This is a genomic window from Hymenobacter sp. HDW8 (assembly GCF_011305775.1).
Classification (GTDB): domain Bacteria; phylum Bacteroidota; class Bacteroidia; order Cytophagales; family Hymenobacteraceae; genus Hymenobacter; species Hymenobacter radiodurans.
In genome coordinates this window covers 1,274,027-1,290,522 of record NZ_CP049907.1, presented here as the reverse complement: position 1 = coordinate 1,290,522, position 16,496 = coordinate 1,274,027, and the positions used below count along the sequence as shown (strand labels likewise).

Here is a 16,496-nt window from a genome sequence, read left to right as displayed (position 1 = left end):
AAAGAGCCTGCACTTGTCACCAATCTCCACTGGGTGGCAAAATTATTGGCCGCTCTAGCCCCTTGGCTTGTGAGCCACGGTAGCACACTCGGGCATATCTGACCAATAATCCGGCAGTAATAGGGGTATCCGCGCACCAAATCCTCTCTGCCCTCTTGCGCCTTAGCCAAACGCCATTCTGAGCGTGCCGGTAGATGAGCAGAACACAGGCTACGTATTTAGGCAATGACCTATCATTAATTTCTCCTTACGAGTAGTAAGAAGATCGTAAGGTATTGTTATATAGTATGTTAAAAACACAAGAGCTATACTTTATTTTTTAGGTTTAATAATCTTTATACTTCAATTTTATAAAAATATTGAAAGTTTTTATTGAAATTATGTTATTACATTCGGTGCTTACTACGCCCCCCTTGCAATCACTCGCACATATCCCTGAATAAGCCCAGCCGATGCTGGGTAGTGCTTATTATTCACTAAACAGCCGACTGTGATGAAAAGAAATCTTTACGTCTTACTGCTTTTCCTATTGGCCTTATTTCCCTTCGCCGGGTTAGGTCAAAGCGTTACTTTCTCCGCTACTAGGGGCTTTTATGAAAGCCCATTTCAGCTAATGCTAAGTACGAGTTTGCAGGGAGGTGCTATTCGCTATACCACCGATGGCTCTGCACCCACGGCCACTTCCGGCTTGGTGTATTCGGGAGCAATTCCTATCAATACCACTAGTGTAATCCGGGCAATCGGGTATAGTGGGGCCAGCACGACACCCGTAACAACCCATTCGTATCTGTTTTTGAACGACGTCATCCGTCAGCCCGCTACCATTTCGGGGTGGCCAAACAATGACTACGCACTGGGCGCAGGGGGAACGGCCACTCACGATTACGAAATGGACCCTGATGTGGTAAACAATGCGGCGTATAGTTCCATCATCAAAACAGGACTTACTTCCATTCCCACCATGTCGGTGGTGCTAAACAGGGCTAACTTTTGGGACCTCTACGATGGGGAAACCAAGTACCCCGCCTCCGTAGAGATTCTGTATCCGGATGGGACCAAGGAGCAATTCGACTGCGATTTTGAGGGCCATAGCCATATTCGTCTGAAACGCTCTCTAAAGCTTGCTATCAAAGCAACAATCAATACGAATTTATTGAAGAGCGCACCCTTTAATGGTGGAGTGGCTCCCACCACGTTTACGGATACAAAAATCGTTTTGCGGGCCGGTAACAACCGCTCGTGGGCCCGAAACTGGAATGCGAATCGTACCTGCTACACCCGCGACGAGTGGTATCGGGTTTCGCAGCAGGTAATCTCCGGCGTGGGTGGCCGGGGCACGTTCGTACATCTGTACATCAACGGCCTATACTGGGGGCTTTACAACCCCGTGGAGCGGACCGATGCGGGTATGCTGGCCAAAACCTATGGCGGTGACCCAACCGACTGGATGGCGCTGGACCCTGATGGCATCCGAAGCGGTGATGCTACCCGCTTTAACAACCTGAAGGATAATCTGATTAATCAGGATATGACTGTCGCGGCGAATTATGCGCAGCTGAAGGAACACCTGGATGTCACCAAGTTTTGCGATTACCTGATTCTGACCTGGATGACGGGCATGACCGATTGGCCCGGAAATAACTACCAAGGCGGCAACCGCAACACGCCCACACCGGGTCCGTTCTGGTACAATGCCTGGGATTGTGAATGGTCCTGGGATTCGTCGAATGGCTCTAACCAAGGGGCATGGGTGCACCCAGAGTTCAGAAATAACACAACCGGCTCGGCCACCATTGCCAAGATCTGGCACTCGGCGCGCCGAAACAACGAGTTTATGCAGCTCTTCGCCGACCGGGTTTATCGGCACTGCTACAATAATGGTGGACTGACCGATGCCGCCTCGCGCGCCCGCTGGGCCCAGATCAATGACTTCGTCAAAACGGCTATCATTGGCGAATCGGCCCGCTGGGGTGATGCTTTAGAAGATGGCGTAACCCGCACCCGCGATAATCACTGGACTCCGGAAATCAACCGGCTGGATGGCCTGATGAACGGCAACGTCGCACGCTTTATCAACGCCTTGGTGGCCCAGGGCTACTTTCCAGCCATTACGGCTCCTTCCTTCAGCCAGGAAGGGGGCAGCGTTGCCGCGGGCTATCAGCTCACGATTACCAATCCCAATGCGGCCGGCATCATCTATTATACCACCAACGGCGCCGATCCAAAGACGGCCGGAACAGCTTACACGGGCCCTATAGCGATAAACGGTAGCACTACAGTGAAGGCAATCGTGCAGAATGGCAGCACCTGGAGCCCTGTGCACGAAGCGTCTTTCACGGTTTCGGGGCTTATTACTGGGCTCTATATAAACGAGTTCCTAGCCAGCAATACCAAGAAGACCGACGAAAACGGCGAGTTTGATGACTGGATCGAAATTTATAACTCCACTTCCCAGCCAATTAACATTGGTGGGCTGTACGTGACCGATGTCTTAACCAATCTTACGCAGTGGCAGATTCCGGCCACGAATGCCGCACAGACGACTATTCCACCCAAGGGCTTCCTGGTGTTGTGGGCCGATGGACAACCCGACCAGGGCCCCCTGCACGTCATGCCAAAACTCAGTAAAGGGGGAGAGGCAATTGCGTTATCCCAGATGATCGGCTCAACAGCTACCGCTCTGGATTCGTATACGTTTGGCGCGCAGGCTGATGATGTGTCTACGGGCCGGCTGCCAGATGGTACTAGCACCTTTAAGCAGTTCTTCACCCCCACACCGGGCAGCACCAATGTCATTGCGTTCAAATCCAACCTCTATATCAATGAGTTTCTGGTTTCCAACCAAGGCTCCATCACGGATGAGAACGGCGAGCACGACAGCTGGATTGAGATTTATAACAACAATACCGAGCCCGTTGACATAGGTGGTTTGTATCTGACAAATAACCTCGCCAACAACGCTTTATACCGAATACCGACTACCAACGCTGCTCAAACAACTATCCCGGCCAAAGGCTTCCTGGTGTTGTGGGCAGACAACCAACCCGCTCAGGGAATACTACATCTTGGCTTCACGCTGAATGCGGCGGGGGGCGAAATTGGCTTGTCCGACATCATCGGGCCCGATGCTTCCCTGATAGATTCTGCCCCTACGGCAGCCAGACGACAGATGTATCACGAGGGAGATATCCGGATGGCAGTGCGCAGTTCAAATCGTATAGCGCCCCCACGCCGGGAGCGACGAACACCGTGCCGGCCATTGCCAATCTCTTCATTAATGAATTTATGGCCAGCAACACCAAGCTGCCCGATGAGAATGGGGAGTTTGACGACTGGATCGAGATTTACAACGCCGGTACTCAAGCGGTTGACATTGGGGGGCTTTTTATCACCGATGATCTGAACAACAAGACCAAGTATCAGATTCCGACCACGAATGCTGCGCAGACAACTATTCCGGCCAAAGGCTTTCTGTTGCTGTGGGCCGATGAACAGCCTGTGCAAGGGGCATTGCACGTAGGCATCAAATTAGGGGCCGGTGGAGAGCAAATCGGCTTACACCAAGTCAATGGCACTGCTATCAACGCTCTGGACTTTCTGACTTTCGAGGCACAAACTGCCGACATATCCAGTGGCAGAGAGCAAGATGGCGCAGCAACGTTTGTAAGCTTTACCACACCAACTCCGAAAGCCAGCAACAATAGCACCGCACCTACCACCTACACGCTCACAACCACGGCCAGTCCGGGGGCCGGGGGAACAGTGGGGCGCAGCCCGAACGCCACAAGCTATGCCAGCGGCACAGTCGTGAGCTTGACGGCCACGCCCGCTGCGGGCTACACCTTCACGGGCTGGAGTGGGGATGCGACGGGCACTGTGAATCCCTTGTCCGTCACGATGTCGGCCAACAAAAGCATCACGGCCACCTTCACGCCTACCGGCGGGGGCCAGCAAGTGGTCAGCTTTATGCTCATCAATGCCGCCACCGATCAGCCCATCCGCGAGCTCGTCGCGGGCGAGGTGCTCAACCTGGCTACACTAGGCACGAGTCTGAATGTGCAGGCTATCACCAGTCCCGGCACGGTGGGGAGCGTACGCTTCGTGCTCAGTGGTGCCCAAAGTGCTACGAAAACCGAGACCGGACAGCCTTATGCGTTGTTTGGGGACAACAACGGCAACTACGCTTCCTGGACGCCACCGGTGGGCAGCTACTCGCTCACGGCCACCCCTTACACCGGCAGCAATGCCGGCGGCACGGCCGGCACGCCCCTCACCCTGGCCTTCTCCGTCGTCAATCAGAGTACTCCGCCTACTACCTACACGCTCACGACCACGGCCAGTCCGGGGGCTGGGGGAACAGTGGGGCGCAGCCCCAATGCCACAAGCTATGCCAGCGGCTCGGTCGTGAGCTTGACGGCCACGCCCGCTGCGGGCTACACCTTCACGGGCTGGAGCGGGGATGCCACAGGGACCACGAATCCCTTGTCCGTCACGATGTCCGCCAACAAGAGCATCACGGCTACCTTCACCCAAACGCCCCCCACTACCTACACGCTCACGACCACGGCGAGCCCCACGGTCGGCGGCAGTATTGGGCGCAGCCCCAATGCCACAAGCTATGCCAGTGGTACGGTGGTCTCGTTAACGGCGACCCCGGCCGCCGGCTACACCTTCACGGGCTGGAGCGGGGACGCGACGGGCACGACCAACCCGCTCGCCGTGACCATGTCGGCCAACAAAAGCATCACCGCCACCTTTACCGCCACCGGCGGGGGCCAGCAAGTGGTCAGCTTTATACTCATCAATGCCGCCACCGATCAGCCTATTCGCCAACTTGTGAACGGTGAGACGCTTAACCTGGCTACGCTGGGCACGAGCCTGAACGTGCAGGCTCTGACCAACCCAGCCACCGTGGGCAGCGTGCGCTTCGTACTCACAGGGCCCCAAACGCAGAGCGTGACCAAGACCGAAACAGGTGCTCCCTATGCCTTGTTCGGCGATACCAACGGCAACTATGCCTCCTGGAACCCGCCACTGGGCAACTACTCGCTTACAGGCACGCCCTATACCAAGGGAAACGCGGGGGGACAGCGGGCACACCCTTGACCTTGGCTTTCTCCGTCGTCAATCAATCGGCCCTGCGGACGGCCAGCATGCCGGCGGCTCAGAAAGACTCCGGACTCAATAGTAGGATGAGTCTCTATCCTAACCCATTCGCCGAGACAGCCACCGTGGAATTTGCCCTGCCGCAAAAGCAGTCCTACACGCTACAGGTAGTTGATGTGAATGGTCGGGTAGTGGCGCGCGTCGCAGCCGGGGTTGCAGAGGCCGGTAAGAAGTATCGCTACGAAGTGACCGGCAACCTGCCTGATGGTCTGTACGTGGTGCGCCTGACTACTGATAAAGCCACGCAAACCCAACGCCTGCTTAAAATCAAGCAATAGCCAGACGGTGTAGGTAGTAGCAAAAAGGCGGGCAACCATAGTTGCCCGCCTTTTTGCTACCCACTTCTGCACAGAAGTCCAGAGGTGATTTGGGTCTGCCAAGCCCTGATTCAGCGTCTTACAAAGCCCACAACTCTTCCCAGCTGGTAGTGTAGGCTCCACTTTTAAAATCAGCATTGCCAAGCCAAGGCACTGACTGCTTGCCTCTGGGAATGGAGGCCGTAGCAAACCGTACCGTACCAGTGCCGAAGCGCTGGTTGAGCTGGTCAAGATCCTGTAGGAGCCGGGTGCGGGCCTCGCCTTTATTGGTTGTCGAGAACAAGCTGAGCTGCTGCTGACCTGCTCCCTCCAGGCCATCGAGGATCACGCCGGCTTTGATATAAGTAGTATGGGGCTGCCAAATACGCTTCAGCGCAATACGGGCATGGCGCAGCAGGTCGCTGGTATCATTGGTGGCTACGGGTAAGGATATAACAGTAGAAAAGGTGTAGGGTGGAGGCTCGTTGCTATACTTGTTTTTGCTAATAAATACCGTCATCGTGTTGACGGCAGAGCCTTGCTGCCGTAGCTTCTCAGCAGCCCGCGACGCGAAGGCGCCAACTGCGCCCAGTAAATCAGCGAAGGTGGAGAGGGGCTTCCCAAACGTGCGGGTGCAGGCGATGCTTTGCCGGACGGTTGTGCTACCATCTGACGGCTGGAAGGCATGACAGGAGATGCCCTGTAGCTCGCGCACCAGCCGGGCGCCAACCACGCCACCTAGGTACTTGCGCACCCACGACTCGGAGCACTGAGCCAGGGCAGCAGCAGTCCGGATGCCGGCATCATGCAGCTTCTGGGCGTACTGCCGCCCAATGCCCCACACGTCTTCTACGGCTACTTGCTCCAAGGCCCACTGCCGTTTCGCTTCGGTATCAAGGTAAAAAATGCCCCCAGCGCCGGTTTTTTCTTCGTTATGCGGTTGGCGAGCTTAGCCAACGTTTTGGTGGGTCCGATGCCAACGCAAGTCGGAATGTGGGTGCGGCGGTATACTTCCTGTCTGATGTCGGCGGCATACGTAGTGAGGCAGCCGTGGTAGCGCTCCATGCCGCGCAGATCCAGAAAGGCCTCGTCGATGGAGTAAATCTCAACGTCGGGCACTACGGAGCTGAGGTAGTGCATCACGCGGCGGCTCATGTCGCCATAGAGGACGTAGTTGCTGGAAAATACCCGCACCCCGTGTTGTGCCAGCAGGGGCTTCACTTTAAAATACGGCTCGCCCATCTTGATTCCCAAGTCTTTGGCTTCTTGGGAGCGCGAAATAATGCAGCCGTCATTATTGCTAAGCACCACCACGGGAACGCCCTTGAGCCTATTTTGAAAAGCCCGTTCACAGCTCACGTAAAAGTTGTTGCAATCAACGAGCGCGAACATGCTGGCCAAGTTTGCCGGGACGGGTTTCGTTCACAATATGCGTGACCACGCCCCAGACGGTGAACACGTCCGGCGACTCAATGGGAACGGCTGTATAGGTGGGGTTGTCCGGCACAAGCCACCACGACTGGTCGGGGCGCTGAATGAGGCGCTTCAGCGTGTAATCCATGCCGTCGAGGGAGGCAATAACGACGTCATTTGATTGGGGCTTGAGCGTGCAGTCAACGGCCAGCAGTGAGCCGCTGCGGATGCCGTCCTCGCCACCCATCATACTGTCGCCGAAACAGCGGATGAGGTAGGTGGCATCGGGGTGGGGCAGCAGCAAGGCGTTTAGGTCGAGCGCAGCAGACTCATGGTCGAGGGCCGGGGAGGGAAAGCCCGCTGGCACTAGGCTTTCGATGAAAGGCAGCCACACGGGCTGATGTAGAACAGAGACAACAACAAATTCACGCATAGTAGGGCAGCAACAGGTTTGTTGCAAGTATACGTTATGCTAATTAAATTAGTATATGTTTTGACAATATTTTTAGTAAAATGGATGTAAAGTGCCACACGGAATACTACGTGAACTGAATTTTGCCTTGGAAAGCAAAAAAGATGCGGCGGGCTAACTGTTCAGCTTAAAGCCTACTCTCGCTAAAATAAAGCTGCTACCTTACAAACATTATCCACCCTTACTGCAATACACCTATGATGTTCAAACCCTTACGAAATGGCGCAGATTTGCCCATTACCATAAACTTGGATCAGGTCGTTGCATTTCGCCAGACAGAGACTGCCCCCGGCCTCATCGATGTATCCATCATTATGACGCGCCCTGAGGCCGACATTACGATGAAAGCAATTCCCCAGGAAAAGGTGGAAGATCTAATCCGAGATATTCTGACCCGAGACGGGGAAATTAAGCCCAAACCCAAGCACATAAACTCCACCTTCTACAAAGCTGATGAGCGATGGGAGCCAGGTGAGCAGTATAATTAGGAGCCAACCTGATGGCCTCCTGAACCTAAATAAAAGCCCCCAGATTAATTCTGGGGGGCTTTTTTGCGGGAGTATTCTACAGCTGTGCAGTCAGTGGGAAGCCAGAAGCAGGACCCAATCGAGTAGCAGTACGCCCAGCAATCCCACCACCGAAACGATGGTTTCCATCGCCGACCAAGAGCGAAATGTATCGCGCACCGATAGGTTAAAATATTCCTTAAACAGCCAGAAGCCGCTGTCGTTGACGTGCGAAAGCAGCAGGCTGCCCGCGCCGATGGCCAGCACCATCAGGTTTGGATTCACGGCGACCTGATTCATAGTAGGTAACATAACTCCGGCTGCCGTCAGGCCCGCTACCGTAGCCGAACCCAGGCAGACCCGGATAAAACCCGCAATCAGCCAGCCCAGCAGCAAGGGCGGCAAACCGGTGCCCTGCAAGCCAGCAGCAATTGCGGAACTAGCACCGCTGGCAATTAATACTTCCTTTAATGCCCCTGCGCCGCCAATAATAAGCAGCAGCAAGGCCACGTCGCGAATAGCAGAGCCGTAAGTTTCCATTATCTCAGGCATGCTTTTGCTCTGCCCACGACCTAGGCTAAACGTGGCTACCAGCACCGAAAGCAGCATTACCACGCCCGGATCGGCGACAAATGCCAGGATTGGAGCCAGTGGTCCGTTGGGGGGCAAAATTGCCTGCAAACTGAACACGAGCGAGAGCACCAGCACCGGCAGCAACGAAGACAGAAAGCTGTTCAGTCGGCCGGGTAATTGGTTGGTGGGGAGGGGCTCGCTCACAAACCCGGTCAGGGGCTGCGAGATGATGCCGCGCAGCGTGCGACTGTAAAAGATACCGGCAACTAGCACAGCCGGCACTGCCACCAGCAGCCCATACCCAAACGTCAGGCCTACATCAGCCTTGAATAGCACAACCAGCGCCGTGGGGGCGGGGTGAGGCGGCAAAAAGCCGTGCAGCACGGAAAGCGAAGCAAGTAGAGGCAGCCCCACGAACAGTGTCGGGAGGCGGTATTGGTAGGCTACCGAGAAGATAAGCGGGATGACCAGCAGAAAACCCACATTATAAAACAGCGGAATACCGATGATAAAGCCCGTAGCCATCATGGTCCACTGAATGTTTTTGTACCCCAACTGACCGACCAGCACAGCGGCAATTTGCTGGGCGGCGCCACTTTCGGCCACTAGTTTGCCCAGCATGGCGCCCAGCACCACCACCAGCACCACCGAGCCCAGCGTGTCGCCCAGGCCTTTTTGAACCGCAGCCAGCACCTGCTCCGGCGCTAGACCTAGCGCTAGTCCCGCGGGAATGGTAACCAGCAAAAAGGCCAGAAAGGCATTCACCTTACCCCAGTTGATGAGGGCGATGAGAGCCAGCACCGTCAGCAGGATGATGAGTAAAGTCATGGGGGGCAAAATGAGGTATCTAGTGTAGGTGCAGTAGGGCACCTATCACCGTAAAAGCCAGCGGGCAATGGCTACTGGCTGTTGGCTTTTTTTCCTTTGGCAACGGGCGCAAAGCGCAGCTCGCTTACTTGACCAACGGGCGCTTCTACCAGCAGGCGCAAGATATGGGAGCCCGGCCGTAAGATGGGGGTAGTAAGCGAAACATTGGTCCAATTGGTGCCGGCCGGGACGGTAACCGTGCCTAGTGGCTGCGTGTCTAGCTCCAGCCGGAGGCGGCCAGGCGTAGTGCCCGGTTGTAGGCGTACCTCGGCGGTATAAGGTCCGCCCGCGGCTACCGTCACGGTATAGGCGAGCCACTCGCCTGCGGCCAAGTGGCTCACGGCAAAGCCATTGGCAGCGTCGGGGCTGGCACTGATATCTACGCCGTCGTTGCGGTAGGCCTTGCCTTGGTTGTGCGGCGTATGGTCGCGGTAATCAATGCGGGCGGAGAAGCTGTCGTGGTAGGCTACGCCGTCGCGGCCCAGGTCGTAATCGGTGGCGGGAATAGTGCCGGGAATCGTGTGGGGGGCAAAAGGTGCGCGCGTGCCGGCTGGCTGAGTGAGGGCCGCCAGCACATCCCGGTTTACCTGACAATTGGCAAACTGCACGTTGCGCAGCAGCGCCGTCCGGCCTTGGGGCGTGAGCAGGCTCCCGTAGGGCGCTACGCGCAGCAAGCCCGCCCTAGAATCTACGCGCTTGATATTCCAGTGACACCAGCCAATATTCTGAGCGTTAAGCCCCTGCACGGCGGCGGCAAACCACTCATTGGAGTTCTCGCCGGTTTCGCCCACCCACACCGGTACCTGCCACCGCTCGCGGAACGCCACTAGGTTACGGATCAGGTTAACTTGGTTCGGGTTCGGGTCGGTGGCCTCGGGTGCGTTGGAGCACCAGTAGCGGTGGGCGTTATACACGAGGTTGGTACGGTCGCTGACGCCCAGCTTATCAGGTGTGAGGTTAGTATACTCGTTGCCGTAGCCGTTGCCTTCCAGCATGATTAGGTGCTGGTCGCCCTGGGCGCGCACGGCCGTAATCAGGCGAGCGTATAGAGCCCGTAGCTCCTGGTTATCGGCTGATAAGCCATTGGCAGCGTTCAGGTTGTGCGGCTCGTTGATGAGGTCGTACATGGCAATGCGCGCGTCCTGCTTATACCGAGCCGCCAGCTTCTCCCATAGGCGCACGGTCACATCCTGGTACACGAGCCGACCCTTTTTGTCGCGCCGCTTCCACAGGTCGAGCGGCCGGAAATTATCGTTGATATTGCTATCGGTGCCCTGGCCGCCGGGGGCCGCGTGCAAGTCCAGAATGACGTACATCTTGTTGGCCGCGCACCAATTCACGACGTCATCAATGAAGCGAAACCCTTCCAAATTCTCATCGGTGAAGAGCTGATTCTGGTCGTGCCAGGTGCTGAGCTGCTCCACGTAGGCGGATAACTGCGCCTCGCTACGTGGGTTGCGGATAACGGCTGTGCGAGCGCGGCGCTGGGTCGGCGTCAGGAACAAATCGTAGTGAAAAGGCAGCCGGACGGCGTTGAACCCCTGCTTACCCAGAAAATCAATGTCGGCCTTGGTGATGAAGTTCTTCCGGTACTGCCGATAGAACTCCTCGACTTCCGCCTCGGGCATGGTGCGCAGCAACCCTTGCTGAATACGCCACTGACTATTGAGCGTATCGGTGCCGAGAATATAGCTTTCCTGGAGCAGCCAGCCGCCTACATTGTAGCCCCGCAGCACCACTTCGCGGCCGGCCGCATCGACCACGCGCGGCCCCGATGCGTGGAGGGGCTCAGCGTTTGGGACAAGCAAAAAAGCCCCCCACCAAACAAGTAACAGATAAGTAGGCCCAGGTAACGGCCAAAAAGGAGAAGCAGGCGGGGAGTTTGGGGTAAGCGAGTCGTCATGCTGCGGGACTTAAGACGCTTCCCTACTTCGGCCAAACCACCGCCTGCGGCAGACGCTGATCAAACCGTTTTAGGAAGGAAGTGGAGAGGAAAAGCAGCGCTTTTGTGAGCCGCCGCTTCTGGATCGGCCCAATAAGGTAGAAGGCTTTTGCGAAAGAAAAGCGCGCTCGTTTCAACCAAAAAAGCCCCCCAGTCGCTTGCCTGACGCTTAAGGCACACGTTCACTCAGCTCGCCGTATGCTCATCTGTAGCGCTTGGGCGCGCTTATTGGTTAGTGCACTCCATCATCTTTGGCGCTTAAAAAACAATTGCGTTCCGGAAAAAATGTGCCCTTGTATAGGTCTGGATTCGTGGGCGCGCCCTTGCCTTTGAGGAAATTTATGGGCTTAGTCGTCGCTATATAGGTATGGCCTACATAGCAAAAGCCCCCCGTGAGGAGAGCTTTTGCTATTTCATGAAAAAGGCACGTAGCTGCAACGGGGATATCCGCACGGTCTAACTGACTTCGCCGCGCAGCACCTCCAGCGGCGGGCGCGTCAGTACGTCGCGGCTATTGAGCAAACCGATAAGCGCGGTGAGAGCCGTGGTGAGCAAGGCCAGCAGGAGCAGCGGACTGATCTGGGGGGCAAAAGGCACCTCAAAAACGAACACGCCCAAAGCCCAAGCTGCCATTACGGCTAATCCGAGTCCGGCCACTGCTGAGAGCAAGCCCAGCAGCGCGTATTCGACCAATGTAATGCGCAGAATCTGGGCCCGGCTGGCGCCGAGAGTGCGCAATAGCACGCTTTCCCGCACCCGCTGGTAGCGGCTTACCACTACCGAACTCACCAGTACCAGCAAGCCCGTAGCCATACTAAACAAGGCCATAAAGCGAATGACGAAGGAGATTTTGGTAAGAATCTCGTCCAGCGTTTGCAGAATCAAGCCCAAGTCAATGGCCGATACATTAGGGTAAGTGGCGACTAGCTCGCGCTGCACCGCGGCTAGGGTAGCATTGTCGGGCACGCGGGTGAGCAGTACGTGAAACTGCGGGGCCGGCTCCAATACACCCTTCGGAAAGACCACTAAAAAGTTGGTTTGCACCCGGCTCCAATCGACGGTGCGGGTGCCGCCCACGATGGTCACGAGCGGAGCACCTTGCACATTGAAGGTCAGCGTATCGCCAATTTTAATCTTTAGTCGATCCGTAAATCCGTCATCGAAGGAAACGCGCGGAATGCCGTCAGGGCCGACGAAAGGGGCCTTGCCAGCAGCCAGTGTTTCAGAACTAATCAGAGAATCGCGGTAAGTGACGCGATACTCCCGCCCCAAAGCCCCTTTGGAAACACCGCTGGTAGTGTCTTTTTTCAGCTCCGCCGCCGAGCGCCCATTAATGGCCGACAAACGCATTGTCACGACGGGCACCTGCTGTAATACGGGCAACTTATTGCGCTTTACGAGCTGGGTGACGCCTTCTCGTTGGGCCGATTGAATATCGAACAGCACCAAATTGGGCTGCCCGTTGGTGGACGATATTTCAACTTGGCTCAGGAGCAAGCCCTGTAACAAATACAGCGTCGCTAATAGAAAAACGCCTAAGCCAATAGAAACGGTAAGCAGTAGTGTCTGATTGTTAGGTCGATACAAGTTGGCTAAGCCCTGCCGCCACACGTAGCTCCAGGAACTAGGAAAGTACCTTCTGACCGCGCGACGCAGGCCTTCACCTAGCCCAGCCAATACCGCAAACGTGAGCAATAAGCCCCCCGCGAAGCCTAGCGCCAGCTTCCAGTCGCGGGTTTGGAGGTAGGCGAAGCCGGTAATAAACAGGATAATCAGTCCGTACACCAAGCCCCGTAGCGGGTCGGGGCTCGCCGTGTCTTCTTCCAGCGAAGCCCGCAACGTGCGCAGCGGCGACACGCGCCGAATGCTCAGCAAGGGCAGAAGCGCAAACAACACCGCCACAAATACGCCCGTGAGAATACCTTCGGCCACTGCCGACCACGAAATGCCCACGCTCACCGTGACGGGCAGAAAACCTTCTACCACCTTCGGCAGCAGCAACTGCACGCCGGTGCCCAAGGCTGCGCCCAAAATGGCCCCCAGCAGACCCATTAGCGCCGTTTGGAGCAAATAAATCAACACGGCCTGCCAGCCGCTGGCGCCCAAGCAGCGTAACACCGCCACGGCGGCCACTTTCTCGCGCACATACAAACTCACGGCGCTAGCCACGCCCACGCAGCCCAGCAACAGCGCCACGAAAGCCACCAGATTCAGAAAGCGAGTGACATTGGTAAAAGAACGACCCGTCTGGCGCTTGCGCTCAGCCACAGTGTCGCTGGCGATGTTAGCTTGGTCGAGGCGGGCCTCTAGGGGCTTGATGGTTTGGTCGACGTTGGTACCGGGCGCGAACTGGTAATAAGTGCGGTACTGCACCCGACTGCCGCGCTGCAAGAGGCCAGTTTGCTCCACAAACTCACGGGGAATGAATACCGTGGGTGCAACGGAGGCGCTAAAACCTGATTGGCCCGGCGTCTTGCGTACTCGGCCCGCAATGCGAAAAGTCAGCTCCCCAACCTTAATAGAATCACCAGGACGAGCGGCAAATTGCGCAAGCAACGCGTCATCTACCAAGGCCACGCGCTGATTGGTGGTGCCTGCTTCCCGAAACGCAGCTACAGCTGTGGTTGGCTCCGTGAGCCACTCGCCATAATATGGAAAGCCCCCCGTGAGCGCGCGCACCTGAGCCAAGCGCACGCCCTGGCCTTTGGGAAACTGGACCAAAGAGGCAAAAGCGACTTCGTCGCTGCGGCGTTGGCCGAGCTGGCGCAGGGTTGTTTGGAGGGTGGAGTCAAACGGTTGGTTGGCGGAGAGCACCAAATCGGCCCCCACTAGCTCACGCGCCTGCTCATCGATGCTGCGGGCCAGGTTGTCGCCGAAGCCGTTGATGCCCACCAGCGCCGCAATGCCCAGCACAATAGCCGAGGTAAATAGCAGCAAGCGGGAACGACTGCGGCGGCTGTCGCGCCACGCCATGCGCCAAAGCCAGGGAAGATTAGACATGAGATAAAAAGCTCAGATTAGCGTTAAGAATGAAATAGGCAGCGAAATACAAGGCCGGTCAGACCGAGTACCGCGAAGCATCTTGCTCGCAGTAGTGGGGTTAGTAACCAGCCATCAGCACGCGAGATGCTTCGGCTCCGCCTCTGCATGACCGGCTGTAGGGATTGGTGATTGTGGGGGCCTATATTCCCACCTGTACTCTTTCCTGATTAACCGTATCCGAAACTACGGCGCCGCCTTTGATGCGCACAATGCGCTGGGTGCGGGCGGCTAACTCTAAGTCGTGGGTGACGAGCACCAGCGTGGTGCCGGCTTCCCGGTTAAGCTCAAAGAGTAGTTCCACTACGGTAGCGCTGGTGTCGGCGTCGAGGTTGCCGGTGGGCTCGTCGGCAAAGAGGATTTTGGGCCGATTAGCAAAGGCACGCGCCAAGGACACGCGCTGCTGCTCGCCACCCGAAAGCTGAGTAGGGTAGTGGTGGCCGCGCCCACCCAGACCTACGCGTTCCAGCAGCTCCAGAGCCGTTTTTGTGCCTCCGCGCACGCCGCGCAATTCCAACGGAACCAACACGTTTTCGAGGGCGGTAAGGGAAGGCAAGAGCTGGAAATTCTGGAAAACGAAGCCTACATGCTCGTTGCGCACGGCGGCGCGCTGGTCTTCGCTGAGGTTGTCGAGCTGAATACCATTGAGCCAGACGCTGCCTGCGCTGGCCCGGTCGAGGCCGGCGCACAACCCTAGCAACGTGGTTTTGCCGCTGCCCGAGGGCCCTACAATAGCAAACGTGTCTTGAGGCTGTAATTCAAAGCTGACGGCCTCTAGTACGGTGAGCTCTCGGCCGCCACTGGCGTATGATTTGGTGAGATTTTCTACTTTAAGCACGAACGATGGGCGTATGGATTGTTAAGAGAAAGAGGCGATAAGCAGGAGGTTAGCTGCATTCTAAACGACGTTTTAATCTTTATAATACTTTCTATCGTTAGGCATATACCTCAAAAAGGCCCCCCACGCATGAAAACCCTATTGTCTGTATTTAGTTGCTGCTTGCTGCTCACGCTGGCTAGCTGCGGCTCCGATTCACAAACCGCTACGTCGGTCGCTACCCCGCCGACGGCTGATAAAAAGCCCCCCACAGCGGGCTCACGCACTATTCTGTTCTTTGGAAATAGCCTGACGGCGGGCCTCGGCGTAGAGCCGGAAGAAGCTTTTCCGGCGTTGGTAGGCCAAAAGATTGATTCGGCTGGCCTGGGCTACACGGTGATAAATGCTGGTTTGAGCGGCGAGACAACCGCTGGCGGCCGCAGCCGCGTGGGTTGGGTGCTGCGTCAGCCCGTGGATGTATTTGTGCTGGAACTGGGGGGCAATGATGGCCTGCGCGGCCTGCCGCTTACCGACACGCGCCGCAACTTGCAAGCCATCATTGACACTGTGCGCCGCATCAGCCCACAAACCCAAATTGTGCTGGCCGGCATGCAGATTCCGCCCAACCTAGGCGCCGATTATGCCACCCAGTTCAAGCAGACGTACATCGATCTGGCCCGCGAAAACAAGCTGGTGCTCATTCCTTTCCTGCTCGAAGGCGTAGGCGGCGTAGCCAAGCTCAACCAGCCCGACGGGATTCATCCCACGCCCGCTGGCCACCGCCTCATTGCCCGTACCGTGTGGGATATTTTGCAGCCACTACTTAAGCAGCCCGTAGCGGCCGATGCAGCGGTGAGGTAACTATCATAAGTTAGGTTGCGCTCTATTAAGACTTCTTGCCTAAAACAGCTTGCTGTTGCACTAATTTCTCGGCGCGAAATAAGTCGTCGCTGGCTTGCAGAATCTTCGCCCGCAGTTTCGGATTATACGTGGGATTTTTGGTGATAAATGCGCGAACAGTGCGAGCTGCGGTTGGGGATTGATAAGCGCCAAATGTGGCCTGTAGCCAGGAATAAGGGAAGAAAATATCACCCGTCTGCTGAATTTCGGCCAACAGATTCAAACTCTCTGGCAAATACTTTCCAGATGATTCGGCGCGCAATGGATGATGTAAGTAGGCCAGCGCAGCTACTACCCAAGCTTCTTTGCTGCGGTTCTTTTCTTCTTTTAACGAAGTAAAAAAAGCGTCCCGGATTTTCACGTCTGCCGACAAGGCTGGAATCAAAAATTCCATGCGCTTTTTGCGGTCTTCGTTCTTAATTCGGACTAATTGCTTCCGCAGAATTTCGCTATCGGAGCCATAGTCGCGCACGGCTAGCGCTAGGGCCAACGTGGTGTATTCATC

The 16,496-nt window shown here is 56.3% G+C and carries 13 protein-coding genes; 5 read left to right on the top strand and 8 right to left on the bottom strand.

Annotation, left to right across the window (positions count from 1 at the left end; translation table 11 throughout):
• The first annotated feature begins 493 nt into the window (after positions 1-493).
• Genes G7064_RS05250 through G7064_RS05240 form a run of 3 tightly spaced genes read left to right on the top strand, consistent with a single transcriptional unit; the run spans position 494 to position 5,444 of the window.
• Positions 494-3,403 (top strand): chitobiase/beta-hexosaminidase C-terminal domain-containing protein, encoded by a 2,910-nt coding sequence (locus G7064_RS05250; RefSeq protein WP_166072758.1) that lies wholly within the window; start codon positions 494-496, stop codon positions 3,401-3,403.
• Positions 3,286-5,106 (top strand): InlB B-repeat-containing protein, encoded by a 1,821-nt coding sequence (locus G7064_RS05245; protein WP_205711179.1) that lies wholly within the window; start codon positions 3,286-3,288, stop codon positions 5,104-5,106. Before G7064_RS05250 ends, G7064_RS05245 begins: the two co-directional genes overlap by 118 nt.
• Before the next feature lie 2 nt (positions 5,107-5,108).
• Entirely contained in the window at positions 5,109-5,444 is a 336-nt protein-coding gene (locus G7064_RS05240; RefSeq protein ID WP_166072757.1) for a T9SS type A sorting domain-containing protein, read from the top strand.
• Positions 5,445-5,562: 118 nt separating this feature from the next.
• On the opposite strand, the gene G7064_RS22260 is transcribed toward G7064_RS05240, so the two are convergent.
• The 3 genes from G7064_RS22260 to G7064_RS05230 are packed head-to-tail and all read right to left on the bottom strand — an operon-like array spanning position 5,563 to position 7,308.
• Complete coding sequence (locus G7064_RS22260) at positions 5,563-6,330, bottom strand: DUF4113 domain-containing protein (protein ID WP_240935760.1); 768 nt, start codon at positions 6,328-6,330, stop codon at positions 5,563-5,565.
• Complete coding sequence (locus G7064_RS22255) at positions 6,318-6,854, bottom strand: hypothetical protein (protein ID WP_240935757.1); 537 nt, start codon at positions 6,852-6,854, stop codon at positions 6,318-6,320. Before G7064_RS22255 ends, G7064_RS22260 begins: the two co-directional genes overlap by 13 nt.
• On the bottom strand, positions 6,838-7,308 hold the full coding sequence (locus tag G7064_RS05230; RefSeq protein WP_166072756.1) for a S24 family peptidase: 471 nt from the start codon (positions 7,306-7,308) through the stop codon (positions 6,838-6,840). Before G7064_RS05230 ends, G7064_RS22255 begins: the two co-directional genes overlap by 17 nt.
• A 236-nt stretch (positions 7,309-7,544) precedes the next feature.
• Here G7064_RS05230 and G7064_RS05225 point away from each other — a divergent pair, with 236 nt between their 5' ends.
• A complete protein-coding gene (locus G7064_RS05225) occupies positions 7,545-7,835 on the top strand; it encodes a hypothetical protein (protein WP_133272263.1) in 291 nt (96 codons plus the stop codon).
• A gap of 90 nt (positions 7,836-7,925) precedes the next feature.
• Here G7064_RS05225 and G7064_RS05220 read toward each other — a convergent pair whose 3' ends face one another.
• The 4 genes from G7064_RS05220 to G7064_RS05205 form a co-directional block, all read right to left on the bottom strand.
• On the bottom strand, positions 7,926-9,254 hold the full coding sequence (locus tag G7064_RS05220; protein WP_166072755.1) for a gluconate:H+ symporter: 1,329 nt from the start codon (positions 9,252-9,254) through the stop codon (positions 7,926-7,928).
• A gap of 71 nt (positions 9,255-9,325) precedes the next feature.
• Positions 9,326-11,101: a cellulase family glycosylhydrolase gene (locus G7064_RS05215; protein ID WP_166072754.1), complete on the bottom strand. Its 1,776-nt coding sequence runs from the start codon at positions 11,099-11,101 to the stop codon at positions 9,326-9,328.
• A 590-nt stretch (positions 11,102-11,691) separates the two neighbouring features.
• The gene (locus G7064_RS05210) at positions 11,692-14,235 is read right to left on the bottom strand and encodes an ABC transporter permease (protein ID WP_240935755.1); all 2,544 of its coding nucleotides are present in this window, start codon (positions 14,233-14,235) and stop codon (positions 11,692-11,694) included.
• Between the two features lie 181 nt (positions 14,236-14,416).
• Positions 14,417-15,112: an ABC transporter ATP-binding protein gene (locus G7064_RS05205; RefSeq protein WP_240935754.1), complete on the bottom strand. Its 696-nt coding sequence runs from the start codon at positions 15,110-15,112 to the stop codon at positions 14,417-14,419.
• Between the two features lie 129 nt (positions 15,113-15,241).
• Here G7064_RS05205 and G7064_RS05200 point away from each other — a divergent pair, with 129 nt between their 5' ends.
• The gene (locus G7064_RS05200) at positions 15,242-15,952 is read left to right on the top strand and encodes an arylesterase (protein ID WP_166072753.1); all 711 of its coding nucleotides are present in this window, start codon (positions 15,242-15,244) and stop codon (positions 15,950-15,952) included.
• Positions 15,953-15,977: 25 nt separating this feature from the next.
• On the opposite strand, the gene G7064_RS05195 is transcribed toward G7064_RS05200, so the two are convergent.
• Positions 15,978-16,481: a hypothetical protein gene (locus G7064_RS05195; protein ID WP_166072752.1), complete on the bottom strand. Its 504-nt coding sequence runs from the start codon at positions 16,479-16,481 to the stop codon at positions 15,978-15,980.
• Between the last annotated feature and the right edge of the window lie 15 nt (positions 16,482-16,496).

Bases quoted from the DNA above. Each gene is read 5' to 3' on its own strand.
- G7064_RS05210 (WP_240935755.1), bottom strand. From the start codon at position 14,235: ATGTCTAATCTTCCCTGGCTTTGGCGCATGGCGTGGCGCGACAGCCGC.
- G7064_RS05230 (WP_166072756.1), bottom strand. From the start codon at position 7,308: ATGCGTGAATTTGTTGTTGTCTCTGTTCTACATCAGCCCGTGTGGCTG.
- G7064_RS05225 (WP_133272263.1), top strand. From the start codon at position 7,545: ATGATGTTCAAACCCTTACGAAATGGCGCAGATTTGCCCATTACCATA.
- G7064_RS05245 (WP_205711179.1), top strand. From the start codon at position 3,286: ATGGCCAGCAACACCAAGCTGCCCGATGAGAATGGGGAGTTTGACGAC.
- G7064_RS05250 (WP_166072758.1), top strand. From the start codon at position 494: ATGAAAAGAAATCTTTACGTCTTACTGCTTTTCCTATTGGCCTTATTT.
- G7064_RS22255 (WP_240935757.1), bottom strand. From the start codon at position 6,854: ATGTTCGCGCTCGTTGATTGCAACAACTTTTACGTGAGCTGTGAACGG.
- G7064_RS05200 (WP_166072753.1), top strand. From the start codon at position 15,242: ATGAAAACCCTATTGTCTGTATTTAGTTGCTGCTTGCTGCTCACGCTG.
- G7064_RS05220 (WP_166072755.1), bottom strand. From the start codon at position 9,254: ATGACTTTACTCATCATCCTGCTGACGGTGCTGGCTCTCATCGCCCTC.